We start from the raw sequence: 26,219 nt of genomic DNA on the forward strand, positions 1-26,219 counted from the left end.
TCTATCGGTAACTCCGTTCAGCACGGCCCTCTTCCTCCGCTTCGCTGCCTCGTGTTCGAGGGGGCTGCGCCGTCCAGCCGTCCACGAGGGGGACACTGCAAGTCGCCTGGCCAGCTGGTCTCGCTGTACGATTACCGCTGAGCATCAAACGGAGTAGTAAATATTAAGCCGCGTCATTCCGTTGGGCGGGTATGACCGAACTCGTGGCGACGACGCCAGGCGTCTTTCCGCTGCCCGACTGGGCGAAGGATCGGCTGGGAAGCCTGAAGGGCCACCAGAAGGAGGACCTGATCGACGGCGGGGAGACCGGCGAGATCGCCGACGCCTACGACGAGGCGCGCGCGGAGGTCGCCGACTGGCAGGCGACCGCCGGCCTCGATCGCGTGGTGGAGGGCCAGCTCCGGTGGGACGACATGCTCGCGCACCCGCTCTGTGTCCACGATGCCGTCGAGACCCGCGGGATCGTCCGGTACTACGACAACAACAACTTCTATCGCGAGCCGGCGGTCACAGGAGAACTGACGTTCGACGGCGACCTCGCGGACGACCTCGACCACCTCGCGGCGCTCGACGGCGTGACCGAGTCGCGCCAGGCGGTCGTTCCGGGACCGTACACCCTCGCGGACCTCGCGACCGACGAGTTCTACGGCGACCGGGTGGAATTCCTCGATGCGATCGCTGAGTTCCTCACGGGCGAGATCCGAGCGTTCCCCGACTGTGAAACCGTCTTTGTGCTCGAACCGTCGCTCGTCACGAACCCGCCCGAAGATGGGTTCGACGAGCGTGCGAGCGACGCGATCGATCGGGTGGCGGACGCGACCGACGCCGACGTGGTGGTGCACACCTACTGGGGCGCGCTGGAGGAGAAGGTCCACGCCCACCTGCTCGACGCCGACGTCGACGCCGTGGGCTACGACTTCGTGACCAACCACGAGGAGAACCTCTACAACATCAACGAGTACGGCACGAAGGAGTCGATCGCGCTCGGCCTCGCCGACGGCCAGAACACCAAAGTCGAGGACGGCGAGACGATCGCCGAGCGGATCGAGTGGGTCACCGAGAGCGTTCCTGCGGCGGAGTTCGAGACGATCTACGCCACCACGAACACCGAGCTGTTCTACCTGCCGGTGAACAGGACGAAGGAGAAACTCGGATCGCTCGCCGAGGGAGTCAAGCTTGCTGACGTGGATGCAGGCGAGGAGGTGAACGCATGACTCGCGAGCAGTTCCGGCCGGACGATCACCCGAACGAGCAGTTCATCCTCTCGACCGTGGTCGGCAGCTATCCCAAGCCGAAGTGGCTCGACCGCGTTCGCGAGCGCTACGAGGAGGCAGACGACTTCGACGACGCGAACTGGGCGGAGGCGACCGACGACGCTTCGCGACTCATCACCCACGAGCACGAGCGCGCCGGCCTCGACGTGGTGGTCGACGGCGAGATGCGCCGAAACGAGATGGTCGAGTACTTCGCCGAGCGGATCGATGGCTACGAGTTCAATGGCCCGGTCAAGGTCTGGGGCCACAACTACTTCGACAAACCGTCGGTCGTCGAGGACGTCGTGTACGACGACTCGTGGCTGGTCGACGAGTTCGCGTTCACCGACGACGTGGCCGCCCGGCCCGTGAAGGTCCCGATCACCGGACCGTACACGCTCGCGAGCTGGAGCTTCAACGAGAGCTACGACGACGATCGCGCGCTCGCGCTCGATCTCGCTGACCTCGTGAACGAGGAGATCGGCAAGCTGGTCGAGGCCGGCGCACGCTACATCCAGATCGACGAGCCAGCACTCGCCACCACGCCCGACGACCACGCGATCGTCGGCGACTGCCTCGATCGGATCGTCGCCGGCCTGCCCGAGGACGTCCGGATCGGGCTGCACGTCTGCTACGGGGACTACTCCCGGATCTACCCCGAGATCCTCGAGTTCCCGATCGACGAGTTCGACGTCGAACTCGCGAACGGCGACTACGAACAGCTCGACGTGTTCAAGCAGCCCGAATTCGACCTCGATCTCGCGCTCGGCGTGACCGACGTCCACGTCGCCGAGGTCGAATCCGTCGAGGCGATCGAGGCGAACATCGAGAAGGGTCTGGAGATCGTCCCGCCGGAGCGCCTGACCGTGAGCCCCGACTGCGGCGTGAAGCTCCTCCCACGCGAAGTCGCCTACGGCAAGATGGCGAACATGGTCGAGGCCACCCGGAACGTCGAGCGCAAACTCGACACCGGCGAGATCGACGCGCGGGCGCTCCGCGAGGGGGCGGCCGTGAGCGCCGACGACTGACGATCGACGAGTCCTGCCCACGGTAGACTCCTCGCCAGTCCTGCCCACGGTAGACTCCTCGCCAGTCCTGCCCACGGTAGACTCCTCGCCAGTCCTGCCCACGGTAGACTCCTCGCCCTGTGATTGGCGCGCGCTCGCGCTCGTGTGTGAGCGATAGCGAACACCGAGCGCGGATCGGCGTGCGAGGGATGAGCGAGTGAGGGAAGTGAACGAGCGAATCGGCTGGGGAGGCGTGTGGACGGTTGCGGTGCTGTGCTGTTTCCCCATTGGTGTCGGCATCGCAGCGGTCACGACGACAGCGACAACTACCGAAACAACCGCAACGGCGACCGCAACCGTCTCGAAAGCCCCGACTGGCTCAGGTCCCGGGACTCGCTGTGCGCCTCGCCTCGCTCACTTCGTTCGCTCGGCTGCGGTGCTTACTTCGTCCGGGTTCCCTGAACCAGTCGCCCCTTTCAGTCCCACCCGACGTGGTTTCCCCGGTCAGTCGTGATGTATCGCCGCCTCCCAAACACCGAGCGAAAATGGCAGGGTTGTTACTGAACCAATGTTCGGGAAGGTTTTACCACGGCGTAGACCCACGAATGGCTGATGTCCGATCCCGACGACGTGCTCGAAGCCCTCGCCAGCCTCCCGAGCTTCCACCACCCGACCGCCACCGAGGACGGCGATCGGGTCGCGTTCTACTACGACGAATCGGGCCGCAACGAGCTCCACGTGCTCGACGTCGAGTCCGGCGAACACCGCCAAGTCAGCCACGGCGAAGTCCCCCGAAACGCCCGGTGGGGCGTCGAGTGGAGCGCCGACGGCGACCGGGTGTTCTTCCACGTAGACGAGGACGGCAACGAGCAAAACGACGTTCACGCCATCGGCGTGGATGGACCCACCGCGGGCGAAACCGAACCCGTCGTCGAGATGAATGGTCAAGTATCCCTCGCCGATGTCGGCGACGACGGCGACACGCTCCTCTTGGGGTCGACCCGTGACGGCCAGATGAATCTCTATCGTCACGATCTCGCGACCGACGAAACCGAGAAGATCACCGACTACGAGCGCGCGGCCGTCGGCGGCGTGCTCTCGCCCGACTGCGAGCGGATCGCCTACGCGACCAACGAATCCGACGACTTCGACAACATGGACGCCTACGTCGCCGAGGCCGACGGGTCGAACCCCCGAAATCTGGAAATCGGCGAGACGGGCGCGGAGTCCGCCCCCGCCGACTGGGGCCCCGACGGCGAACGTCTGCTCGTCTCCGACAACACCGAGGACGTGGGTCGGTGTGGCGTGTACCACGTTGCGAACGACAACGTGACCTGGTACGGCGATCTCGACGCGGAGGAGTCGCCGGTCGGCTTCCTGCCCGACGGCGAGCGTTTCCTCGCGCTCCGAACGCACGAAGCGGCGATCATGCCCCTCGTGTACGACTGCGAGACCGGCGAGGCGCGCGAACTCGATCTCCCCGAGGGCGTCGCGACGTTCCCCGGCGAGGCGGTGCTCGACGACGATCGGGTGCTCGTGAGCCACACCACACCCGACCGGCGGCCCGAGCTGCTCGCGTACGACCTCGCGACCGACGAGCACGAGACGCTCCTCGACGCGGAGTACGGTGGGTTCGATCCCGGGAGCTTCGCCGACGCCGAGTACTTCACGTTCGAGAGCGACGGTGCGGCCGAGAGCGGCCCCGCGACGGCGTGGACCGACGACAACGAAACCCTGGAGATCGGCGCGCTGCTGTACGACTCGGGCGAACGTCCGTCACCACCGTCGGACCACAGGTCCGACGAGGATCGCAGTGCTTCGCACGGCTCACCACTGATCGTCAACCCCCACGGCGGGCCGCGCGCGGCGGATTACCGGTTGTTCGATCTCTACACCCAGTTCCTCGTCCGGCGGGGTTACAGCGTGTTGAAGGTCAACTATCGCGGGTCGACCGGCCACGGCCGCGCGTTCGTCCGCGAGCTCTACGACGACTGGGGCGGTGGCGAACAGGCCGACATCGCGAAAGCGGTACGCCTGGTCTCCGAGTACGACTGGATCGACGACGACCGAATCGGGGTCTTCGGTGGCTCCTACGGCGGCTACAGCGCGTACTGCCAGATGACGCTGTACGCCGACCTCTACGACGCGGGCATCGCGTGGATCGGACTCACCGATCTGGCGGACATGTACGAGAACACGATGCCGCACTTCCGGACCGAGCTGATGGAGAAGAACCTCGGCACGCCCGAAGAGAGTCCCGATCTCTACGACGAGCGCAGCCCCGTCAACTACGTCGACGAGGTCTCGGCCCCGCTCCTCATGGTCCACGGCGTCAACGACCGTCGTGTGCCGGTCTCCCAGGCCCGCATCTTCCGCGACGCACTCGACGACCACGGCTACGCCGAGGGCGAGGACGGCGACTACGAGTACGTCGAGCTCGGCGAGGAGGGCCACGCTTCCTCGGACATCGACCAGAAGATCCGCTTCTTCCACGTGCTCGACGACTTCCTCGATCGACGGCTCGGTGGGGGCGACGAGGGAACGGCCGACTGACGCCCGTCGATTTCGGAGCGAGTCAGTCGGACCGCGAGCCGGGCGGTCGACGCTCGGGACGATGTTTCGCGGTGGTGTGTCGTGCGCGGGAGCGGTACGTTCAATCGGCTGCCGGCCGAGTCGATCCCATGAGCGACGAACCGATCGGGGACGCCGCCGCGCGCCGTGGCCTCGCCCTCGGTGCGTTCGGCGTCGACGCCCACGACCTCCGGACGGACTACCAGTACCGCGAGACGCTGCGCCGCGAGTTCAGGACCATCACCCCGGGGAACGCGCTGAAGATGGGCCCGCTCCGCCCGTCACCGCACGCGTTCGACTTCGCGGACGCCGACGCCATCGTCTCGTTCGGCCGCGAACACGACATGCGGGTTCGCGGCCACACGCTGGCGTGGCACGAGGCGGTTCCCGAGTGGTTCCAGCCGTGGGAGTACGACGACGAGCAAGTGCGAAACCTGCTCCGTGATCACGTCAGGACCGTGGTGAGCCGCTACCGCGGTCGCATCGACACGTGGGACGTGGTGAACGAAGCGGTCGCCGACGACGGGTCACTCCGCCGGACGGCGTGGTACGACGCGCTCGGCGAGGCGTACGTCGACCGGGCGTTCGAGTGGGCGCACGAGGCCGACCCCGACGCCGCGCTCTACTACAACGACTACGGGGCCGAAGCGCCCGGCGCGAAGGCCGACGGCGTCTACGACCTCGTCGCGGGGCTCGTCGACCGGGGCGTGCCGATCGACGGCGTGGGACTCCAGCTCCACGCGCTCGACGCCTGGCCCGATCCCGACGACGTGGCGACCACGATCGAGCGGTTCCACGATCTCGGGCTCGCGGTCCAGATCACCGAGATGGACGTCGCCTTCCCCCGCGACGCGGTGCCGGACGACCCCCTCGCGGTCCAGGCCGAGTACTACCGCGACGTGGTCGAGGTCTGCCTGGCGACCGGCGTCGACGCGCTCCTCACGTGTGGCGTCCACGACGACAGCTCGTGGCTCCGCTTTTTCGAGGACTTCCCCGAGCGGTTCACCGGCGATCCGTTGCTGTTCGACGACTGGTATCAGCCCAAACCGGCCTACCACGCGGTCCACGAAGCACTCTCCATCGACGACTGATCGGTGACGGCGACTGCCGAACGCTCGACTCTCTCGTGGAATCGGGAGCCTCGCTCGCGAGCGTGGGGGACTGACCGCTACCCCCGACCGGTCGTCCGCTTCGTCGCCTGCAGCGAGAACGTCAGCGGTAGCTCCACGGATACGTCGTCGGGGAGCCACCACCGCCCCTCGTCGTCCTCGCTCATCCCCTCGTACATCCGCCACGTCGCCCACGGGAACTCGTGGAGGGACTCGATCCGGAGGCCACGCTCCGCGAGTGCAGTCACGATCTCGCCAAGCGAGTGGGCGAACTCGTACTGTTCGGTGTGCTCGAACTCGGCATCGAGGTCGGCGTAGCTTCCCTGAGCGTCGAACATCATCGGTTCGTCGGCGAAGTACGGATGGGCGAGCTCGGCGGTATCGTCGCCGACGTTCTCGAAGACACCGGCGACGGGGTGGTTCTCGACGATGTAGAACGTCCCGCCCTCACGGAGATGGCGAGCCACGGTGGCCGCCCACGCGTCGGGATCCGAGAGCCAGGCGAGCACGCCGTAGGAGGTGTAGACGACGTCGAACGAGCGGTCGAGGTCCAGATCGAGCACGTCCGCTTCGACGAACGCCGCCGTGTCGCCGAGCCCCGCCTCCGCCGCGAGATCGCGGGCCTGCTCGATCGCCACCGACGAGAAATCGACGCCGACCACCTCGTTCGCACCCGCACGGGCGAGCGAGAGCGTATCCAGCCCGAAGTGACACTGGAGGTGGAGGATCGTTGGAGATTCGCGCTCCACGAACGGGGCGAACTCCTCGCGTTCGAGGGGGTAGAGACTCGATTCCCCGGCCAGAAACCCCTCGACGTCGTAGAAATCGGTGTCGGGGTGGCGGGCCGCGCGCTCGTCCCAGTTCCGACGATTCGTCGCGACGTACTCGTCCATATGGTGTCATTGTTTGTCCGTTCAAAATCGGTTACGGCCCGCTACAACAGAGATGGCCAGATTCGGCGTGGAGAGTAAGCCTCGAGACTGCTTCGGTACGCCACAACGGGTTCTGCAGTCGTTCGTCCGATCGACGATCACCTGGCCGGAGTTACTAACTCGACCAGCGATTATGCGCAAAGTTATTATCCTAGCATTCCAGATTAACATCCTGTATGGCACACATCCATCTCGGCGAAGGCTCGTTCCCCCTGTGGGCGCTCGTCCTCTGGACCGTCCTCGGAATCGCGTTGCTGGGGACCGTCACGTACCGCGTCCGCAAGGGCGGCATCAAGACCAACCAGATCGCGCTCGCCGGCATCGGTGCGGCGGCGAGTTTCGCGGTCTTCCAGCTCAACATCCCGGTGTGGGGCGGCGTCCACATGAACCTCACCGGCCTCGTCGGCATCCTTGCCGGGCCACTGCTGGGCACACTCATCGCGCTCGTGGTCAACATCTTCTCGGCGGCGCTCGGCCACGGCGCAGTCGGTTTGCTCGGCGCGAACGTTCTCGTCAACGCCAGCGAAGCCATCGTCGCCTACTACGCCTTCCGAACCCTGCTGCGCATGGACTGGGACGTCTTCCCCGCGAGCGCGAGCGCAGCTACCATCGGACTTTCGACGGGCGCGATCCTCATGGGTGCGATCATCGTGATCAGCGGCGTCAACGGCAGCGCACTGCCCCGCTCCGATCTCACCATCGCCGTCGCCGGCATGGTCGGGATCAACCTCGGCGTCGCCGTCGTCGAAGGTCTCCTGACGGGGTTCATCGTCCAGTTCCTCGCGTCGGTTCGCCCCGATCTCGTTCCGGGCGCGACCCGCGACGGGCGCGAAACCCCCGCGAGGGTGGGTGCCTGATGCAGCGCTGGAAGCAGTACGGCGGGCTCGCGGGACTGCTCGCGGTCTGCCTGGCCGCGGGTCTCTACGGGTTCACCGCCACCGGCGGCGCGCTCCCCTACGCCAAGCGGTTCGCGACCGCACTCCAGCAGGGCGCACGCGAGGGCAGCGGTCCGCTCGTCGACCTCGGACGGGGCATCGTTATCGCCGGCCCCATTCGCAAGGGTGGGCTCGTCATGGAGTATGCCGCGCTCGTGATGTTGTTCGCCGGTGTCGGGATCGGTTTGTACGTCTACGCCACACGCCGCACCGACGAAAACGATCAGGACACCGATCGGGATATCCTCTGATCCCGGAATGACGACGCTCTCGAACCACGTTCCGGACCCGCGGCTCATCACCGCCTACGCCGAGCACCGCGACGGGCCGCTCCACCGCGTGAACCCCTGGACGAAGCTCGGCGTCGTCGGCACCCTCGTCCTCGCGGTTACCGTCGTCGACGCGCTCGCGGTTCTCGCGGGACTGTACGCCGCGACACTCGCCGTCTACGGCATCGCCGGACTTCCGTATCGTCGACTGATCTCCTGGTACTCGCTGCCGATGCTGTTCCTCGTCTCGGTCGCCGGGCCGCTCGCCTTCCTCGAACCAGGGACGCCGATCCTCGGCGCGCTCGCAACGCCGGTTGGAGAGGTGTCGATCACGTGGCAGGGTGCGGCGGTGTTCGCCGAGCTGGCCTGCCGGTCGCTCACGGTCGTCACGTTCGCGCTCACGGCCTCGATGACCACGAAGTACAACGACATCGCGTACCTGCTCGGGCGAGTCTTCCCAGCGCCGATCGATCAGGTCGCGCTGTTGACCTACCGGTTCACGTTCGTCATGCTCGAAACCCTCGAAGACCTCGTGAAGAGCTCGCTCGCACGCGGAGCGAACCTGAACGAGTTCTGGGCCAACAGGCGACTGTACGCACGGATCCTCGGTATGACGATGCTGACCGCGATCGAGCGGTCCGAGCGACTCGTCACATCGATGGAGGCGCGCGGGTACGACGGCGACATCACCGTCTACGGCGATGTCCACCGGCCGCCAGCACACGAGACGGCGGCGGTCGTCGTCATGCTCGCTGTCGTCGTCGCGTACGCGCTCGTGATCGCCTACGGGGTGACGCCGATATGATCGACGGGGATGGCCCTGGAGGGAGCGACGGCGCGACCGAGCCACTCGTCTCCCTCCGTTGTGACTCACATACCTATCCCGACGGCACTGTCGGGATGCACGACGTCGCGTTCAGCGTTCACGCCGACGAGGTCGTCGCGTTGATCGGCGGGAACGGTGCGGGAAAGTCCACGCTGCTCGAACACCTCAATGCGACGCTCACCCCCGACGAGGGCGAACTCCATGTGACCGGCCGGCGCGTCACCGACGAGAACAGGGCTCACGCTCGCCGGGAGGTCGGGTTCGTCTTCCAGGACGCCGACACGCAACTGGTCGCGCCCACGGTCGTGGACGACGTGATGTTCGGGCTCCGGAACGACGGTGTGCCGGCCGAGGAGGCCCGCGAACGCGCCGAAGCCGCGCTCGAAACCGTCGACGCGCTCCACTTGCGGGATCGGATTCCGCACTATCTGAGCGGGGGAGAAAAGCGCCTCGTCGGCCTCGCAGGCGTGCTGGTGCTCGAACCGAGTGTGATCGTGCTCGACGAGCCGCTGGCCGGGCTCGATCCCCAGCGATCCCGCCTGGTCGCCGACCGGATCGAGCGCATCCACGAGGCGGGGATCAGCGTCGTGCTCTCGACGCACGATCTCGACTTCGCGGCGGAGATCGCCGACCGGATCTGCGTGATGTGTGAGGGAAACGTCGTCGGACGCGGGCCGCCGCGCGAGGTGTTCTACGACGACGAGCTCCTCGCACGCTCGAACCTGCACCCGCCGACGGCCGTCCGCGTCGCTCGGGAGACGCACCTTCCCACCGGTTCACACCCAGTGACCAGAAACGAACTCGCCCATCTCATCGACGCCCGCGCGGCCGATACGCCGCGCTCGTCCGGATGAGATGTGGCCCAGTGGGAAGACGGTCAGCGTGTAATGATCTACCTGCACCAGCGAACGTGTCGTCACTGATGTCCGAGGGCAACCGACAACTTTCGTGGGCACTCCTTTCGATACCATCCGACCGTCGCCCACAACAATAGGAGTATGTTGCTGGTTTCGGGCGGGTGATACCGCTGCCCACGAGTGTTGTATGGGGATGAGTGACGCACAACAGCCGGACGACACGACGGCTCACACGGAGCACGAACACCACGACACCGAGGGGCCGGGCTACGCGACGCCCCAGGCCGCGATCGAGGAGTCCGAGCCCGAGGAGGTCGCCTACGTGATGGGGCTCTATGTGGGAACGGACGTCGACGCGCCCGACTTCCTCGGGGTGGTCGATGTCGATCCCGATTCGGACACCTACACCGAGATCGTCGACCGGGTCGAGATGCCGAACCGGGGCGACGAGCTGCATCACTTCGGCTGGAACGCCTGCTCGTCGTCGTGCCACATGGACGGCCTCGAACGACGCCATCTCGTGATTCCCGGCCAGCGCTCCTCGCGCATCCACGTCGTCGACACGAAAGACCGGCGCAACCCCGAACTCGAATCGGTGATCGAACCCGAGGAGGTGTTCGAGCACGATCTCTCCGCACCGCACACTACCCACTGCATCCCCGACGGCCAGATCCTCATCTCGATGCTCGGGGATGCCGACGGGGACCTTCCTGGGGGGTTCCTCGCGCTCGACGAGAATTTCGAGGTCGACGGCCGGTGGGAGCCACCGGGCGAGATCGAGATGAACTACGACTACTGGTATCAGCCCCGGCACAACGTGATGGTCTCCTCGGAGTGGGCCGCGCCGAAGACCTACTATCCGGGGTTCGACTTCGAGGACGTCGAGGCCGGCAACTACGGCCAGCGACTCCACGTCTGGGACTGGGAGAACAAGACTGTGGAGCAGACGATCGATCTCGGCGAAGAGGGGCTGATCCCGCTCGAAGTCCGCTTCCTCCACAGCCCCGAGGCGACCCACGGCTACGTCGGCGCGGCGCTGTCCTCGAACGTGTTCCACTTCCACGAGGCCAGCGAGGCGCGAAGCGCCTCGGAACAGTCGAGCGGCGATAAGCCGCGAGACGGCGACGAGTGGCGTGCCGAGAGCGTCATCGACGTCGAGGCGCGCGAGCACGACGGCTGGGACATGCCCGTCCCTGGTCTCGTCACCGATCTCCTCGTGTCGATGGACGACCGCTACCTCTTTTTCTCGAACTGGCTCCACGGCGACGTCCGGATGTACGACATCTCGGACCCGGCGAACCCCCGGCTCGCCGATCGGATCTGGGCGGGTGGTCACTTCGGCGACCCAGCCCCGGTGCAGGATCGTGAGCTCGCGGGCGGGCCACAGATGCTCCAGCTCTCACTCGACGGTGAACGCCTCTACTGGACCACCTCGCTGTTTTCGAGCTGGGATAACCAGTTCTACCCCGAGGAGGCAGAACGGGGATCGGTGATGCTCAAGGCCGACGTCGATCCGCGAAACGGCTCCATGAGCCTCGACGAGGAGTTCCTCGTGGACTTCGGCGACCTTCCCGGTGGTCCAGCGCGCGCCCACGAGATCCGGTGGCCCGACGGCGACTGCACGAGTGACGTCTGGCAGTAGCGCACACGACGTCGCTCTCGAATGGCCCGACGGCCACGAAGAACGGGTGTCGGTCGCTGAGGACGAGCCGATTTTGTCGGCAGCCGAACACGCGGGCGTCGCGCTCCCCTTCGGCTGTCGAACCGGTGCGTGTGCGACCTGCACCGGGAAACTCCTCGACGGGCGGATCGAACACACCCGTCCACCACGGGCGCTGAAACAGCGCCATCGCGATGCGGGCTACGTCCTGCTCTGTATCGCCGAACCCCGGTCGGACTGCCGGATCGCGGTCGGGGCCGACATCCAGGCCGAGCTGGTCTCGAACCCGTGGCGGTGAATCGCGGCCGTCCGGTTCAGCCGCGAGTGCCGACGTACGCGACCGCCGCGCGCCACGGCACCAGCAGCGCGAGCCCGACGCCGAGCGAGACGAGGACGAACGGGATCGGGGACTCGCCGGGGAAGACCGACGTCGTGCGGAGCGCCTGACCGACCAGCGCCGCCCCGATCCACGCGACCGCGGTCCGGCCGGCTGCGGTCCCGATCGATCGATGGACGACCGGTGTGTACGCACCGACGAGGACCGAGACGAGCGCCCAGCCGAGAAAGAACGGGAGCGCGGTGCCGAGCACGCGCGGCGCGTCGGCCACGATATCGTAGCCGTGCTGGAGTTCGCCGAGGACGACGAACAGGCTGATGAGGAGGAGATCACCGAGTGCCACGCCGAGCGTCCGTGGCGAGAGGGTGATGCGCGCGCGGAGCGACGCGACGGCGCTGCTCATGCACTCGATTCGAAGTCCGGCAGAATGTATCCGTCGATCAGCCATCGGTCAGCGCTTGACGCCGGCGACCGTGTAGCCGAACCCGCGGGAGGGGACTGCGGCGTCGAGTCCCGCGTTCTCGACCCCTGCGGCGAGCTCTTCGGGCGTGAAGAACTCCGAGTCGAAGCCGGCGAGGTGTTCGGCCGCGACGAGGGCGCGCCCGCGCAGCGTCGCGCGATCGAACTCCCGGCAGACGAGCACGCCGCCTGGCCGGAGGACGCGGGTCGCCTCGGCGAGCGCCCCCGCCCTGTCGGCGACGTGGTGGAGCGCGTCGACGATGAGCACCGCGTCGAGGCTCTCGTCGGCGAACGGGAGCGACGCGCCGTCCGCGCGGACGCCGTCGAGTCCGACCCTGTGTGCCTCGCGCAACATCCCGTGGGCGGCGTCGACCACGATCCGCACGGGGACGTCGATCGTTCGCACCGCCCGGCCGGTGCCACCGCCGACGTCGACGACGCGCTCGATGTCGCGTTCGGCGAGCGCGAGCCCCGCCCGGAGCGCGCGCTCGTCGGTGGAGGGCATGAGCCGCTCGTACTGGCGCGCGAATCGCTCGAAGTACGCGACGTCGCCGGGCGTGTGCATGCTCCCCTGTGGATCGGCCAGCGGTTAAAACTCTCCCCGGAGGACATATCCCGCGCGCACGTCCACGGGGACCGTGGAGTACGTCGTGTGTGGCTGGCCGGAGGACGGGCCGACGCTCCGGCTCGACTACCGCGAGTTCGGCTACGCTGGGAAGTTCGTGATGTCACAGACTGGGAAGGCCGTCGCGCGCGAGTGCGACGCGGCCACCAGGGACGCCGACGATGAGAGCGAGTTCGAGGAGGGTGTCGTCGCGGCGGTCGCGTTCAACGAGGACCGCACCGACCCCGACACGCTCTGGCTCCGGTACATCACCGTCCGCAACGACCGCCGCGGCGAGGGGATCGGCGCGCGCCTCGCGGCGTTCGCCACAGAGCGGGCCGCGGCGCGCGGCTACGATCGGCTCCGGATCGCGGTCAACAACCCCTTCGCCTACGAGGCACTCTACAAAGTCGGGTTCGGCTACACCGGCCGGGAGACCGGGCTCGCAGAACTCGTGCTCGAACGCCCCGCCGACCGGCCGACCGAGCGCTCGCGCGCGAGCTATCACGCGGGCCTCGATGTCTACCGCGAGCGCGACCTCTCGGATGGCGAGCAGCGGTTCCTGGCATCGCGGAGCGACGCCGAGCCGCCGGCGGTGATCGGTTCGCCGACGTAGCTGATCGGTACTGCCCTCACCCGAGATCGAACCGCTCGACGGTTTCGAACGCGGGGAACCGTTCGGCGAGATCGATCGCCACGAGTTCGATAGCCGAGACATCGAGCGGCCCGGCCCGGACGGCACGGTTCGTTTCGAGATAGTCGAGCAGTCGTCCGTACCCGTCGGTGTCGATGAACTGTCCGAGCGTCGCGTGCGGAACGAACCCCTCACCGTCCCGGTCCCAGGTCTCGACGTCCGGTACGTCGCAGACACGACGGTTCAGCTCCGCGAAACGACCATCATCGTCGACCTCGGCGTAGACCACGCCCGGAAAGAGGTTGTATCGCGGGAACGCGACGGTGAACGGTTCGAAGCCGTCGAAGGCCGAGCGTGTGTCCTCAATGATCTGGTCTTCGTTTTCCTCAGTGAACGCGGCGTCGCTCTGTGGGTTCTCGACGACGTTGCCCACGACTTTCACTGTCACGTGGAGGTAGCTCGGAGGAACGGCGGCGATGCAGTCGAACCGTTCGAGCGCGGTCAACGCGGGTTCGAACTGCGACACCACCGTTTCGTCGGTGACATCGGCCACGAGCACCAGATGCCGACCGCCGTTCGTCGCCCGGTTTTCGATGTCGGCGGTGGTCGTGGTCCGTGGCGTCAGGTCGTACCGGCGCTCCCAGAACTCGGCCGGATCGTTCACCACCGATTCGTCCATGTGTGGTCTCCCGTCGCGGTTCCGATGGACAGTTGATAAATCCACGCATCAGGTCGTGTGGAGATTGCAGTAGAGTCAAGCGACCGACGCGCGTACGATGGCCAATGGGAAACGCAGACCTCCGCCAGCTCGCCGCGATCGAGCCGATCGCCTTCGCGGAGCTTTCGGGTGCGACGGTGGCGATCGATGCCCACAACTGGCTCTACCGGTATCTCACCACGACCGTGAAGTGGACGAGCGACGCGATCTACACCACGACGGCCGGCGAGGAGGTCGCGAATTTGGTGGGAGTTATTCAGGGTCTCCCGAAGTTCTTCGAGCACGACATCACACCGATATTCGTCTTCGACGGCGGTGTCACCGACCTCAAGACCGACGAGGTCGAACGCCGACGCGAACAGCGCGAGCAGGCCGAGGAACGCGCCGCCGCAGCGCGCGAGGCGGGCGAGGCGATCGAGGCCGCCAGACTGGAGGCGCGCACTCAGCGACTCACCGACACGATCCACGAGACCACGCGCGAACTCCTCAACCTGCTCGACGTGCCGGTCGTGGAGGCCCCCGCCGAGGGCGAGGCCCAGGCCGCCCACATGGCCCGGACAGGAACAGTGGACTACGCCGGCAGCGAGGACTACGACACCCTGCTGTTCGGCGCGCCTCACACTCTCCGCGGGCTCACGAGCAAGGGCGACCCCGAGTGCATGGCGTTCGAGGCCACCCTCGAAGAGCACGACCTCACGTGGGAGCAGCTCGTCGACGTGGGAATCCTGTGTGGCACGGACTTCAACGAGGGCATCTCCGGTGTCGGGCCGAAAACGGCAGTGAAGCTCGTCCGCGAGCACGGCGACCTCTGGGCCGCGCTCGACGCCGAGGGCGCGTACGTCGAGAACGGTGATCTGATCCGGGAGCTGTTCTTGGATCCCGACGTGACCGACGATTCGGGGTTCGACACCGACATCGAACCCGACCTCGCCGCGGCCCGCGAGTACGTCATCGATGAGTGGGAGATCCCCGAAGGCGAGGTCGAGCGCGGCTTCGAGCGGATCGAGGAGTCGGTGGTGCAGTCGGGACTCGACCGCTGGACCTGAAGGGTTTTGATCCTGGCTCACGCCTGTCCCGACATGGACACCACTAAGGTCGAACGACTCATCGAATCCGGGATCGAGGATGCGGACGCGACCGTCACCCAACCACGCGGCGAGGACGACGACCACCTCGCCGCCGTCGTCGTCACGCCGGCCTTCGAGGACGAGACGCTCGTCGCCCAACACGAGCAGGTCTACGACGCGCTCGGCGAGCACATGACGACCGACATCCACGCCCTCGAACTCAAGACGTACACTCCCGAGGAGTACGACGAACGCGGCGGGTAGACCGAGTCGAGCGGTGCCAAGTGGTGCCGAACGGGGTCGGGACGGATGGACGGTCGGGTGGTGACCGGTTCCCGTGGGTTTTACGCCCCCCACCGCAAAGCGGGGGTGTATGAGCGATCAGGACACTCGTACCGAGTCCGACAGCCTCGGCGAGATGGAGGTTCCCGCCACCGCCTACTGGGGCGCACAGACCCAGCGCGCGGTCGAGAACTTCCCGATCTCCGGAACGACGTTCGACCGCCGGTTCGTCCGCGCGCTCGGGATCGTGAAGAAGGCCGCCGCACGCGCCAACCGCGACCTCGAACTGCTCGACGACGAGACCGCCGAGGCGATCATCGGAGCCGCCGAGGAGGTCATCGCCGGCGAGCACGACGCCCAGTTCCCGGTCGACGTCTTTCAGACCGGCTCCGGTACTTCGACGAACATGAACGCGAACGAGGTGATCGCGAACCGCGCGAGCGAGCTCGCCGGCGAGGACGTCGGCTCCGACGCCGTCCACCCGAACGACGACGTCAACTTCGGTCAGTCCTCGAACGACGTGATCCCGACCGCGATGCACGTCGCTACCCTGGAGGCCATCGAGCGCGACCTCGTGCCCGCCCTCGAAACCCTCAGAACGGCCCTCGGCGAGAAGGAAGCCGAGTTCGATACGGTGGTGAAGACGGGCCGAACGCACCTCCAGGACGCCACTCCCGTGAGACTGGGCCAGGAGTTCGGCGGCTACCGCGCCCAGGTCGACAAGGGCATCTCGCGGGTGAGTCGCACCACCCGGAACCTCTCGGAGCTCGCCCTCGGGGGGACGGCGGTCGGCACGGGACTCAACACCCATCCCGAGTTCCCCGCACTCGCCGCCGAGCACATCTCCGGGGAGACAGGATTGCCGTTCGAGGAGGCCACGGATCACTTCGAGGCCCAGGCCGCCCACGACGCGATGGCGGAGGCCCACGGTGCGCTCCGCACGGTCTCGGGGTCGCTCGACAAGATCGCTCACGATCTCCGGCTGCTGGCGTCCGGTCCGAGAAACGGGATCGGCGAGCTCGACCAGCCCGAGAACCAGCCCGGCTCGTCGATCATGCCTGGCAAGGTCAACCCCGTCGTCGCGGAGGCGGTGAACCAGGTCCACGTCCAGGTCGTCGGCAACGACGCCGCGGTCTCCACGGGGGCGGCGGGCGGCCAGCTCGACCTGAATCTCTACAAGCCCGTGATCGCGCACAACACCCTCGAATCGATCGCGCTGCTCGCGAACGCGAGCGAGACGTTCGCCGAGCGGTTCGTCGACAACCTCGAAGCCAATCGCGAACGGTGTGAGGAGCAAGTCGAGCAGAGCATGGCGCTCGCGACTGCGCTGAACGCCCACATCGGGTACGACAAGGCGAGCGAGGTGGCGAAGACGGCACTGAAGGAGGACAAAACCGTTCGCGAGGTCGTGATCGAGAAGGGATATCTCGACGAGGCGGAAGCCGACGAGGTGCTCGACGCACGCGCGATGACCGAACGCGGGATCCCTGGTCGCGAGGAGTAAGGAGCGAGGGTTCGAGCTCGCTACTGCGAGCTGCCGTCCGTCTCGACGATCTCGATGGCTCTGACCTCGGGATTCTCGATCGCACCCTTCTCGAAGGCGATCGTGACGGTGCCGTCGCCGTCCTCAGTGACGGTGAACGTTTTCACCGTCCCGGTAGCGTGCCCGACATCTGCCACCGGGTCGTACTGCGTGAGGGCCTGGTCGCCCTCGATCGAGACGTTGAACTGCCGGTCCCCGGGCTCGCTCGCGCCGGGGAAGGAGTTGGCGAAGTACAGGCGCACCTCGACGTCCTGACCGGCGTCCGCCGAGAACTCCCACGTCATGTTCCCGTAGCGCTCACAGTCGAACACCGCGTCGGGGGTGGACGCAGGAACCGTGCTGTCGGCCGTGATGTCGTCACCGCCGCAGTAGGTCCCACCGTTGTCGGTGTCGGCCGAAGCGAGGTACTGCGAGCTGGTATCCGCGACGCCGGTCCAGTCAGGACCGTCGTCGGTGGCCGAAACGGTCGTACTCTCACCGACGTTCACGCGGTGCAGGACCTGCGGATTCGACGAGCCGCTCGACTCGTCGAGCTTCAGCACGACCACGTTCGAGGTCGCGCCGGTGTCGCCGTCACCGTCCGCCACGGTGGCGATGAAGTGGTTGAACCCACCCTCCGCGCCGCTGCTCGACGTGTTGGTGAGGGTCACGTCGACCGTGGCTTCGCCGTTCGAGCCGAGATCGACGGTCTGGTAGCTGACCTGCTCGGCCGTGTTCGCCTCGTAGTCTTCGAGGTTGTAGCCGTCAGCCTGGTTCGCGAGTTCGAGCTGGCCCTCCACGTGGAGGAGCTCCACGGTCGCGTCGGCCGGGCCGGAGACCGTGATGGTCTGGCTCGCCGAGGAGACCGTCGCCGCGCTGTGCTGGGGGTCGGGCGCGCTCGCATCGAGCGAGACGTCCTGCGCACCCAGCGTCGGAGCCCCCGCGACGTCGGGCTTCGCGGTGGCCTGCGAGCCGCCGTCGCTGCCGTCGCCGTACAGGTTCGTCGTCTGGGTCGACCCGTCGGCGTACTCGACCGTGACGGTCGCTCCGGACATCTCCAGCCCGGAGACCGAGCCCGCCGCGCCCGTACCCTGGGCGTTCTTGATGCTGGTGGGGTCGATGTCGACCGAGAAGGCGAACGACTCGCCGTTCTCGAAGTCGTCGAACGACGCCGTCAGCTCGTCGTAGCCGTCGTCGCCGTTCTGTCCGTTGTGCGGCGTGGCGAACGACCCCTCCTGAAGACCAGTCGCACTCGAACCGCTGTCGGGCGTGAAGCCCTTCGCACCCGAGTCGCCGGCGGTCCCCTGGGGATCGAACACCACGTCGGGGAGCGTCGCCGAACTCAGATCGTAGGTGACCGACGTGATCTGCTTGTCGCCGGTGTTCGTGATCTCGAACGAGCCGCCGCTGAAGGTGCTCGCGTCGATGCCCCCGTTCGCGTTGACCGCGAACTCGGCGGAGCCGGCACCGCCGGCGGACGGTTCCTCGACGGTGAGCTGGAACGACTCGGTCGTCGTGGTCGTGCCGTCGTCGGCGACGACCTCAACCGTGTACGGCGAGTCAGCAGCAGCGCCGGATTCCGGAGCGATCGTGAGTTCGCCGTTCGAGAGACTCACGAAGCCGGGCCCGTTCACCGACAGCGACACCGAATCTCCATCGTCATCCGAAGCCGTGACCGGAACGGTCGCCGAGTCACCCTCAACGACCGTCTGGTCGGAGATGGCGTCGATCGTCGGTGCCGTGTTCGAGCCACCGGAGCCGCCGTCGACTGCCGTGACCTCGATCGCCGACACCTTCGCGTTGTCCACCACCGTGCTGAACTCGATGTTCAGTTCGCCGTCGGTGACCTCCGTCGTGAAGCTCTCCGAAACCGCCGAGTGGGGACCGCCCGCGGTCGCGTAGATGTCGTAGTCGGTGAGGACCTGCTCGCCCTCGATCGAGGCGTCGAACACGCGATCACCCTCGCCGCCGTCGTTCGCGACGCCCTGGTAGATCTCGGCGAACTGCAGCGTGACCTCGTACTCGCCGTTGTCCACGGGAACGTCGTAGCTGAAGTCGCCGTACCGCTCGGTCCAGTACAGCTGGTCGTTCTCCGTGTTCGCGATCTCCGGCTCCGACGGCGTGCCGGCGCTACCGGAGGTGAACGTCGACCCGCCGTCGAAGTTCGTGTCGGCCTGATACACCGTTCCGTCCGCGGCGGTGTACTCCGAGCCGCCGGCGTTCACCGCGAACACCGTCTCGCCGCTGCCGGTGTCACCACCGCCGTCGCCGGCGCTCTCGTCGTACTCCAGGACGACCACGTTCGAGGCGAGCCCCATGTCGCCGGAAGTCTCGCCCTGTGCGGCCACGAAGTAGTTGTAGCCCGCGGCGTCGTCGTCGTCAGGACTGTCGGTTAGCGTGACCGGCACCGTCGCCTCGCCGTTCGAGTCGAGGGTGGCGGTGTAGTACTCGACGTTCACCGCGTTGTTCGCTTCCAGATCTTCGAGGTTGTAGCCGCCGTTCGGGACGTTGCTCAGCGCGAGTTCGCCCTCGACACGCACGAGCGTGACTGTCTCGCCAGGCTCGCCGGAGACCGTGACGGTCTGGCTCGCCTCGGAGACCGTCGCACCGCTGTGGTAGCCATCGAGGACGCTACCGTCGAGCGAGACGCCCTGCGCACCGATCGATGGTGCGGGTGCCTCGTCGCCGTTGACGACGGCGGTCGAGCCGCCGTCGCTGCCGTCACCCATCAGCTGGGTGGTCTGGGTCGTCCCGTCCGCGTATTCGATGGTCACCGTCGAGCGGGCGAGTTCGAGTCCGGAGACCGGCCCGGCCTCCTGGGAGCCGACCGTCGCGCCCTTGATGCTGGTGGGGTCGTTGTCGGCCCAGAACGTCGCCGTCTCGCCGTTCTGGAAGTCGTCGAACTCGACGGTCATCACGTCGTACCCGTCCTCGCCATCGTTGCCGTTGTGTGGCTGGCTGAACGCTTCGCCCGTGCCGGGTTCGGTGACGATGCCGGTGCCACCCTCGCTGGCGATGTTGAGGCCCTCACCGGTCGGGTCACCCGCAGTGCCCTGCGGGTCGAACACCATGTCGGGGAGGGTCGCCGTGTCGAGATCGAACGACACCGACACGATCTCCTTCTCGCCGGTGTTCGTCACCTGGTAGGAGCCGCTGCCGTAGGTGCTGGTTTCGAGCCCCGAGTCGGGCGTGATCTCGACGAGAGCCGAGCCGACGGCATCGGGAGTCTCGACGACAGAGACGGTCTGGCTCGCGGCGTTCTCGGCACCGTCGTCGTCGGTGACGGTGAGCGTCACCGTCTGATCACCGGCCGAGTCGAAGGTGGCCGTCGCCGTCTCGCCGGTGGCGTCCTCTTGACCGTCACCGTCGAAGTCCCACGAGTAGCTCGCGATCGAGCCGTCCGCGTCGCTCGACTCACTCGCGTCGAACGACACTTCTTCGCCCGCGGCCGGGTTCTGCGGCGAGTAACTGAACGCCGCCGTCGGGTTCTGGTTGGCGTCACCGTAATCAGCGGGGTCGATCTCCTCGCCGTTGAGGTAGACGGTAGCGTCGCCGTCCACCGCGAGATCGCCGAGTTCGCCCGTGAAGACGTACTTGTCGGTCCCGGAGACGACTCCGCCCGTCGCGCTCTTGCCGTCGGCGGCGATCGAGTCCGCGCCACCGAGCGACGAACTCGCATCTTCGTCGATCGTCCCGCTGACGCTGAACTCGTAGGTCGTCCACGTCCCCGATCCCACGATCCGTAGCGTGTTCTGTTCCTGTCCGACACCGCCGACAGGGATGGTCTTGCTCGTGGTACTGGTCGCACCGCCACTGTCGGTCACCGTCAAGCTGACTTCATAGTCGCCGGCCGCGTCGAAGGTGGCCGTCGCCGTCTCGCCGGTGGCGTCCTCTTGACCGTCACCGTCGAAGTCCCACGAGTAGCTCGCGATCGAGCCGTCCGCGTCGCTCGACTTACTCGCGTCGAACGACACTTCTTCGCCCGCGGCCGGGTTCTGCGGCGAGTAACTGAACGCCGCCGTCGGGTTCTGGTTGGCGTCACCGTAATCAGCGGGGTCGATCTCCTCACCGTTGAGGTAGACGGTAGCGTCGCCGTCCACCGCGAGGTCGTCGAGTTCGCCCGTGAAGACGTACTTGTCGGTCCCGGAGACGACTCCGCCCGTCGCGCTCTTGCCGTCGGCGGCGATCGAGTCCGCGCCACCGAGCGACGAACTCGCATCTTCGTCGATCGTCCCGCTGACGCTGAACTCGTAGGTCGTCCACGTCCCCGATCCCACGATCCGTAGCGTGTTCTGCTGGACGGGTTCCTCGGGGTAGATCCTCTCCCCGTTGAGGTAGACGGTAGCGTCGCCGTCCACCGCGAGATCGCCGAGTTCGCCCGTGAAGACGTACGTGTCGGTCCCGGATCCCACTCCACCCGTCGCGCTCTTGCCGTCGTTGGCGATCGAGTCCGCGCTATCGATCGACGAACTCGCGCCCGCGTCGATCGTCCCGCCGACGTCGAACTCGTAGGTCGTCCACGTCCCCGATCCCACGATCCGCAACGTGTTCTGCGGGCCAGCTTCGCCGACAGAGACGGTCTGGCTCACGGAGTTCTCGGCACCGTCGTCGTCGGTGACGGTGAGCGTCACCGCCTGATCGCCGGCCGCGTCGAAGGTGGCCGTCGCCGTCTCGCCGGTGGCGTCCTCTTGACCGTCGCCGTCGAAGTCCCACGAGTAGCTCGCGATCGAGCCGTCCGCGTCGCTCGACCCGCTCGCGTCGAAACTCACTTCTTCGCCCGCGGTCGGGCTCTGCGGCGTGTACTCGAACGTCGCCGTCGGCTCCGCGTTGGTCTCCCCGCCGTCGTCGACTTTCACGATCTCGATCGCTGAGATCTTCGGGTTCTCCTGCTCGTGCAGGAACTCGATGTCGACGGTGCCGTCCGAGGGCGTCACCTCGAACGACTCCATCGCACCGACGTCGTGGCCGTACTGCTGGTAGATGTTGTAGTCGTCCAGTTCGAGGTCGTCGCCCTCGACGTTCACGTCGAAGACGCGCGGACCCTGGCTGTCGACGTTCGATTCCGTGAGGAAGATCTCGGCGAAGTAGAGCCGGACATCGTAGGTCGCGCCCTGCTCCGCGTCGAACGACCACTGCATCTCGGTGTCGTCGGCAGCCGAGCCGCTGGTGTTCACGTCGTACCGCTCGGTCTGGAACAGCGAACTCGGTGTGTCAGCCGGCACCGAATCGTCCAGCGTGATGGCGTCGCTCGTGCTGTACGTCTGAAGACCGTTGTCGCCGTCGACGTTCACGTACTGCGATGGACTGCTGCCCGTGTCCGCGCTCCACGCCGGGCCGTCGTCGGTCGCCGCGACCGACTGGCCACCGGCGTTCACGCGGTAGACGACCTCTCCCTCGCTGGGCGTGCCGCCGTCGGTGTCCTGCACCGTGACGTTCACCGTGTCCGTGTCGGACGCCTGGCCGTCGGAGACGCTCACCTGGAAGGTGAGCGTCGTCTCCGAGTCGACCTCGGGCGCGGTGAACGTGAGCGTCTCGCCGTCGTTCTGGCTCGGGCTCACGTCGGGACCCTCGGTCTGGGTCCACGTGTAGCCGAGCTGGTCACCGTCCGGGTCGTCGGAGGCGGACGCGTCGAGCGTGACCTGACTACCCTCGTCGACCGTCTGGTCCGCGCCCGCGTCGGCCGTCGGGGCCCCGTTCTCGGGCGGGGTCACGTAGTCGACCGAAATGTCGGTCCACGTTGCCGAGAACGGACTCGCGCCGTTCGACGTCGAGATGATGCCGACCGCGGGCGCGACGCCGTCGGAGGTGTCGAGCCAGCTCGACGGCATCGCGAGGGTTCCGACCTCGGTGGTCGTGCCGTCGACCTCGTACTCGGCGGTCACGGCGACCTCGTTAACGTCGTTGTCCGGTGCCGGGTCGGTCGTCGGATCGACGGTCATCCGGAGCGTAACTTCGTTACCTGTGACCGCGCTTTCGTCGGTCATCTGCCCGTCGAACGAGTCGTCTACCTCCTTCGCGAACTCGACACCGCCGTTGCCGCCGTTGGCTGCGGCGACGAGCTTGATGTAATTCGACTGGTCACCAGTGCCGATCTGGATCCCGGCGGACTGGAAGTTCTCCGGACTCTCCGGGAACGAGGCGACCGTCGATTCGATCACGAACGGCTCGTCCGGCGTGTTTACGCCAAACTGGAAGCCGTACTGCTGGGTGTTCGTGCCCGCGTGAGCGTCACCCTGTGGCACCTCCTCGACCGTCAGGACCTCCGCCGCGCCGCCGACGGTCATCTTCGAGGTGTCGTAGAGATCCTGGTAGTTCTCGCCGTTGGTCATCACGCCGGTCCAGCCCTGGCCGTTCTCGCCGAACAGGCTGAGTTCGGAGAGGTCGTGCTGGACGGGGAGCGTCGTGTCGACGCCGTTGTTCGGATCGACCGCGAACGGGTCCTCGGTGTCGTCGAGGTTGTCGTTGTCGTCGTTCGGGTCGTTGAGGTTCGACACGCCGTCGTCGTCGAAGTCCGGGGGCGTCGAGGCCGCCGAGCAGGGGTCGGAGCCCGCTTCGTCCTCGTCGATGTTGGTGTAGCCGTCGCCGTCGGCGTCACCCTCGGGGGCGTTCGCAACCACGTCTTCTGGGTCGCACGTCTCTCCGCCGCCACCGGCGTCCCCACCGTAATCGACCGGTTCGAAGGCCGTGACGTCGTTCCCGCCGTGGTTCGACGTCCACACGGTGCCCGGGAACGGCCCGTCGTCGCCGACGGCGTCGATCCCGAGCGGACCGCCCGTGTTGAAGATAGTCTCCTGGTTCGTGACCGTGTCACCGGCCGCGTCCAGCTCGATGCGCTCGATGTCGCCACCGAGTTCGACCTGCAGAATGTCGCCCTGCATCGCGCCGCCGAAGTTCGAGGCGGTGTACTCCTCGGTCCCGCCGGTCGGACCGAACAGGACCTTCTGGCCGCCCGTCGTCTCCATCGTGTGCGCAGTACCCGCATCCGCACCCGGATCGGGCGAGCCGCTCGTCGGCGGGATGTAGTCCGCCTCGACCGGGTTTACCATCGACGACGGAACCGGGGAGTTCGACGACGTGATGTCGAACTTCACGTTGCCGTTCGCGTCGTAGATGTCCGCCTGCGTCGGGTTCGCGCGGATCGGTGCCGCGTGCCCGGCGTAGTCGCCCTCCTGCACCGGTCCAACGAGCTGGTCGTTCGTCGAGTAGCTCCCGGCCTCGTTCGGGTGGTTCGTCACCGACGCGGCGTCGGACACGATGTTCCCGTTCGCATCGGCCGGCTGACCGCCCCAGCCGCCGTTCGGGCCGTGGTCGCTGACGTAGAGCTGGCCGTCCTCCGTGAGGACCAGGTCGTACGGGTTGCGGTAGCCGGGCGAGTAGACCTGCACCGGGCCACCTTCGATCAGCTTCGCCTGGTTTTCCCCGTCGTTCCCGCCGAACGGCAGTGCGCCGCCCTTGATCGTCGGGATCGAGTAGAGGTAATCGAGGTCTGGGTACGCACTGTTCTCGCTCTGGAGGCTCTTCGCCTCGTGGTTGTTTTCGATCTGTGCGAGATCGATCTCGAGGACTGCCGCCGAGAGCGCGTACTCGGGCGTGTGCCCGAAGTTGTCACCGGGCGCGCCCTTGTTGGTGTGACCGCCCTGTGCGACGTAGAGCGTGTCGCCGTCGGCGGTGAGGTCCAGACCGTTCGTGGCGTGGTTCTCCTCGGACCGGGGCAGCCCCAGAACCATCACGTCGTGGGTGACTTCGCTCGCCTGGAGCACACCATCGCTTCCCGGGTTGATCGTCAGCCGGGAGATCGCCCCGGAATTGGTGTCCGTGTCGTCGTCGTCCTGCCCGACGTCGATCTCGGGGTCGCTGGAACCGACGTAGACGACTGGCTGGTCGGCAGTGCCACCAACGGTCAGTCCGGTGATCTGTCGGTTGCTCTCCGACTCAATGTTGCCGAGATCGTCGTGGTTCGGGATGTCCTTGACCGCGTCGATCTGGACCTCGTTGACGACCTGGTAACTGTTCTCGCCGTTGCGCTCAATGTCGAGCACGTAGACGCTCCCGCCCTGTGTTGAGACGTACAGACGGTCGTCGGGACCCCACTCTAGTGCCGTTGGGTTACCCGCACTGAATCCCTGGAGCTTGCTCTTTCCGAAATCCGGATCGACCGCGCTGGCACCCTCACCGGAGAGGTCGACCGTCAATGGACTGTTCGATCCGGTGTGACTGACCTCCAGCGTCGCGCTCTTCGGGTCCACGCTGGACGGCGAGAACGTCACCAGAATGTCCGCGGACTCGCCAGGCGCGAGCGTCGTCTGCGAGGCCGACCCCGCCGAGAACTCGCCCGCATCGGTGCCGGTGACGGAGACGCCCGAGATGTCGATACTCGGGTCGCCCGAGCCGCCGAGGTTCGTCACGGTGGCCGTCTCCGTCTGGCTGTTGTCGGTGACGACCTTGCCGAAGTCGACGCTCGACGGGCCGCCGAGCTCGTCCGCCTGAGGCTCGGCTGCGACGATCTCGATCGCCGAGAGCTTCGCGTTGTCCATCTGCGCCGACATCGAGACGTCGATCGTCCCGTCCGACGGCGTCGTGGTGAACGATTTCATCACGCCCGTGTCGTGGCCGACGTCCGCATAGATGTCGTAGCCGTCGAGCACCGTCTGCCCCTCGACGGAAACGTCGAATATCCGTTGGCTCTCCGCGGTCTGGAAGATCTCCGCGAAGTAGAGCCGGACCTCGTACTGCTGGCCGCTCTGGACGTTCTCCGAGAACGCCAGCTGGATGTCCTTGCCGTACGCTTCCGATGTGAACAGTTCAGACGGCGTTCCGTCCGGGACGGACGGCCCCAGTGTGATCGAATCGCCCGTACTGTACGTCGAGAGACTCGATGAGCTGTACTCTCCGAGGTTTCCGGACCAGTCGGGTCCGGAAGGGGCGGAGACTGTACTTCCACCCGCGTTCACGCGATACAGCGTCTGATCGCTGGTTTGGGCCGCCGCCCCGCCGGCGAACGCCATACTGCCGACGAACATCGACGTGATCGTCAGCACCGAAACGACGACTGCGAGCGTCGATTTGGCTGTCACTCCGTCCCACGCTGGTTGGTCTCGTTGGAGACTCATGGGACGAAGCACACCGGTAGATAGTATAAGTTTATTTACTAATTTTCACTCACAGCATGGGCGGTTC

Annotated in this window: 19 protein-coding genes; 14 read left to right on the top strand and 5 right to left on the bottom strand. The window is 66.7% G+C overall.

The features are described from left to right. Positions 1–191: 191 nt before the first annotated feature. The 4 genes from TX76_RS04900 to TX76_RS04915 all read left to right on the top strand — a co-directional run bounded on the left by TX76_RS04900 (position 192) and on the right by TX76_RS04915 (position 5,922). A complete protein-coding gene (locus TX76_RS04900; RefSeq protein ID WP_049899750.1) occupies positions 192–1,214 on the top strand; it encodes a 5-methyltetrahydropteroyltriglutamate--homocysteine methyltransferase in 1,023 nt (340 codons plus the stop codon). Further along, positions 1,211–2,281, top strand: coding sequence for a methionine synthase (locus tag TX76_RS04905; RefSeq protein ID WP_049899753.1), 1,071 nt, complete (start codon positions 1,211–1,213; stop codon positions 2,279–2,281). The genes TX76_RS04900 and TX76_RS04905 overlap by 4 nt, the downstream gene beginning before the upstream one ends. Positions 2,282–2,872: 591 nt before the next feature. Then, entirely contained in the window at positions 2,873–4,813 is a 1,941-nt protein-coding gene (locus tag TX76_RS04910) for a S9 family peptidase (RefSeq protein ID WP_049899757.1), read from the top strand. Positions 4,814–4,941: 128 nt separating this feature from the next. Next, on the top strand, positions 4,942–5,922 hold the full coding sequence (locus TX76_RS04915) for an endo-1,4-beta-xylanase (protein WP_049899760.1): 981 nt from the start codon (positions 4,942–4,944) through the stop codon (positions 5,920–5,922). Positions 5,923–5,999: 77 nt separating this feature from the next. Here the strand turns inward: TX76_RS04915 and TX76_RS04920 are convergent, their stop codons facing one another. After that, positions 6,000–6,833: a class I SAM-dependent methyltransferase gene (locus TX76_RS04920; protein WP_049899763.1), complete on the bottom strand. Its 834-nt coding sequence runs from the start codon at positions 6,831–6,833 to the stop codon at positions 6,000–6,002. Between the two features lie 215 nt (positions 6,834–7,048). Between TX76_RS04920 and TX76_RS04925 the strand changes: the two genes are divergently transcribed. From TX76_RS04925 to TX76_RS04950, 6 genes are all read left to right on the top strand, one after another. Continuing rightward, a complete protein-coding gene (locus TX76_RS04925; protein ID WP_049899767.1) occupies positions 7,049–7,729 on the top strand; it encodes an energy-coupling factor ABC transporter permease in 681 nt (226 codons plus the stop codon). Then, a complete protein-coding gene (locus TX76_RS04930) occupies positions 7,729–8,058 on the top strand; it encodes a hypothetical protein (RefSeq protein WP_049899768.1) in 330 nt (109 codons plus the stop codon). The genes TX76_RS04925 and TX76_RS04930 overlap by 1 nt, the downstream gene beginning before the upstream one ends. 7 nt (positions 8,059–8,065) lie before the next feature. Then, entirely contained in the window at positions 8,066–8,881 is an 816-nt protein-coding gene (cbiQ, locus tag TX76_RS04935) for a cobalt ECF transporter T component CbiQ (RefSeq protein ID WP_049899770.1), read from the top strand. Beyond that, positions 8,878–9,756, top strand: a complete 879-nt coding sequence (locus TX76_RS04940; RefSeq protein ID WP_049899773.1) for an energy-coupling factor ABC transporter ATP-binding protein — start codon at positions 8,878–8,880, stop codon at positions 9,754–9,756. The genes cbiQ and TX76_RS04940 overlap by 4 nt, the downstream gene beginning before the upstream one ends. A gap of 196 nt (positions 9,757–9,952) precedes the next feature. Further along, positions 9,953–11,401 carry a selenium-binding family protein gene (locus TX76_RS04945; RefSeq protein ID WP_049899904.1) on the top strand — a complete coding sequence of 483 codons (1,449 nt, stop codon included), beginning with the start codon at positions 9,953–9,955 and terminating at the stop codon, positions 11,399–11,401. Beyond that, a complete protein-coding gene (locus tag TX76_RS04950) occupies positions 11,385–11,717 on the top strand; it encodes a 2Fe-2S iron-sulfur cluster-binding protein (RefSeq protein ID WP_049899776.1) in 333 nt (110 codons plus the stop codon). Before TX76_RS04945 ends, TX76_RS04950 begins: the two co-directional genes overlap by 17 nt. A gap of 16 nt (positions 11,718–11,733) precedes the next feature. Here the strand turns inward: TX76_RS04950 and TX76_RS04955 are convergent, their stop codons facing one another. After that, on the bottom strand, positions 11,734–12,159 hold the full coding sequence (locus TX76_RS04955) for a DUF3054 domain-containing protein (RefSeq protein ID WP_049899779.1): 426 nt from the start codon (positions 12,157–12,159) through the stop codon (positions 11,734–11,736). 48 nt (positions 12,160–12,207) lie between these two features. After that, complete coding sequence (locus tag TX76_RS04960; protein ID WP_049899782.1) at positions 12,208–12,780, bottom strand: class I SAM-dependent methyltransferase; 573 nt, start codon at positions 12,778–12,780, stop codon at positions 12,208–12,210. A 73-nt stretch (positions 12,781–12,853) separates the two neighbouring features. On the opposite strand from TX76_RS04960, the gene TX76_RS04965 reads away from it, so the two are divergent. After that, complete coding sequence (locus tag TX76_RS04965) at positions 12,854–13,435, top strand: GNAT family N-acetyltransferase (RefSeq protein ID WP_049899785.1); 582 nt, start codon at positions 12,854–12,856, stop codon at positions 13,433–13,435. A gap of 16 nt (positions 13,436–13,451) precedes the next feature. On the opposite strand, the gene TX76_RS04970 is transcribed toward TX76_RS04965, so the two are convergent. Then, entirely contained in the window at positions 13,452–14,132 is a 681-nt protein-coding gene (locus TX76_RS04970; RefSeq protein ID WP_049899787.1) for a 2'-5' RNA ligase family protein, read from the bottom strand. Positions 14,133–14,236: 104 nt separating this feature from the next. Between TX76_RS04970 and fen the strand changes: the two genes are divergently transcribed. The 3 genes from fen (at position 14,237) to TX76_RS04985 (ending at position 17,024) form a co-directional block, all read left to right on the top strand. Then, positions 14,237–15,217, top strand: a complete 981-nt coding sequence (fen, locus tag TX76_RS04975; protein ID WP_049899789.1) for a flap endonuclease-1 — start codon at positions 14,237–14,239, stop codon at positions 15,215–15,217. A 33-nt stretch (positions 15,218–15,250) separates the two neighbouring features. Further along, positions 15,251–15,502, top strand: coding sequence for a BolA family protein (locus TX76_RS04980; RefSeq protein WP_049899792.1), 252 nt, complete (start codon positions 15,251–15,253; stop codon positions 15,500–15,502). 109 nt (positions 15,503–15,611) lie between these two features. Continuing rightward, positions 15,612–17,024 (top strand): class II fumarate hydratase, encoded by a 1,413-nt coding sequence (locus tag TX76_RS04985; RefSeq protein WP_049899797.1) that lies wholly within the window; start codon positions 15,612–15,614, stop codon positions 17,022–17,024. A gap of 20 nt (positions 17,025–17,044) precedes the next feature. On the opposite strand, the gene TX76_RS04990 is transcribed toward TX76_RS04985, so the two are convergent. Next, on the bottom strand, positions 17,045–26,152 hold the full coding sequence (locus tag TX76_RS04990) for a malectin domain-containing carbohydrate-binding protein (RefSeq protein ID WP_049899799.1): 9,108 nt from the start codon (positions 26,150–26,152) through the stop codon (positions 17,045–17,047). Positions 26,153–26,219 lie beyond the last annotated feature (67 nt).

Origin of the sequence: Halococcus agarilyticus (assembly GCF_000334895.1) — an archaeon.
In the GTDB taxonomy this organism is placed as follows: domain Archaea; phylum Halobacteriota; class Halobacteria; order Halobacteriales; family Halococcaceae; genus Halococcus; species Halococcus agarilyticus.

Coding starts and splice junctions, on each gene's coding strand:
- TX76_RS04990 (WP_049899799.1), bottom strand. CDS start 26,152: ATGAGTCTCCAACGAGACCAACCAGCGTGGGACGGAGTGACAGCCAAA.
- TX76_RS04925 (WP_049899767.1), top strand. CDS start 7,049: ATGGCACACATCCATCTCGGCGAAGGCTCGTTCCCCCTGTGGGCGCTC.
- TX76_RS04915 (WP_049899760.1), top strand. CDS start 4,942: ATGAGCGACGAACCGATCGGGGACGCCGCCGCGCGCCGTGGCCTCGCC.
- fen (WP_049899789.1), top strand. CDS start 14,237: ATGGGAAACGCAGACCTCCGCCAGCTCGCCGCGATCGAGCCGATCGCC.
- TX76_RS04920 (WP_049899763.1), bottom strand. CDS start 6,833: ATGGACGAGTACGTCGCGACGAATCGTCGGAACTGGGACGAGCGCGCG.
- TX76_RS04955 (WP_049899779.1), bottom strand. CDS start 12,159: ATGAGCAGCGCCGTCGCGTCGCTCCGCGCGCGCATCACCCTCTCGCCA.
- TX76_RS04945 (WP_049899904.1), top strand. CDS start 9,953: ATGAGTGACGCACAACAGCCGGACGACACGACGGCTCACACGGAGCAC.
- TX76_RS04985 (WP_049899797.1), top strand. CDS start 15,612: ATGAGCGATCAGGACACTCGTACCGAGTCCGACAGCCTCGGCGAGATG.
- TX76_RS04980 (WP_049899792.1), top strand. CDS start 15,251: ATGGACACCACTAAGGTCGAACGACTCATCGAATCCGGGATCGAGGAT.
- TX76_RS04940 (WP_049899773.1), top strand. CDS start 8,878: ATGATCGACGGGGATGGCCCTGGAGGGAGCGACGGCGCGACCGAGCCA.
- TX76_RS04900 (WP_049899750.1), top strand. CDS start 192: ATGACCGAACTCGTGGCGACGACGCCAGGCGTCTTTCCGCTGCCCGAC.
- TX76_RS04910 (WP_049899757.1), top strand. CDS start 2,873: ATGTCCGATCCCGACGACGTGCTCGAAGCCCTCGCCAGCCTCCCGAGC.
- TX76_RS04970 (WP_049899787.1), bottom strand. CDS start 14,132: ATGGACGAATCGGTGGTGAACGATCCGGCCGAGTTCTGGGAGCGCCGG.
- TX76_RS04905 (WP_049899753.1), top strand. CDS start 1,211: ATGACTCGCGAGCAGTTCCGGCCGGACGATCACCCGAACGAGCAGTTC.
- TX76_RS04930 (WP_049899768.1), top strand. CDS start 7,729: ATGCAGCGCTGGAAGCAGTACGGCGGGCTCGCGGGACTGCTCGCGGTC.
- cbiQ (WP_049899770.1), top strand. CDS start 8,066: ATGACGACGCTCTCGAACCACGTTCCGGACCCGCGGCTCATCACCGCC.
- TX76_RS04960 (WP_049899782.1), bottom strand. CDS start 12,780: ATGCACACGCCCGGCGACGTCGCGTACTTCGAGCGATTCGCGCGCCAG.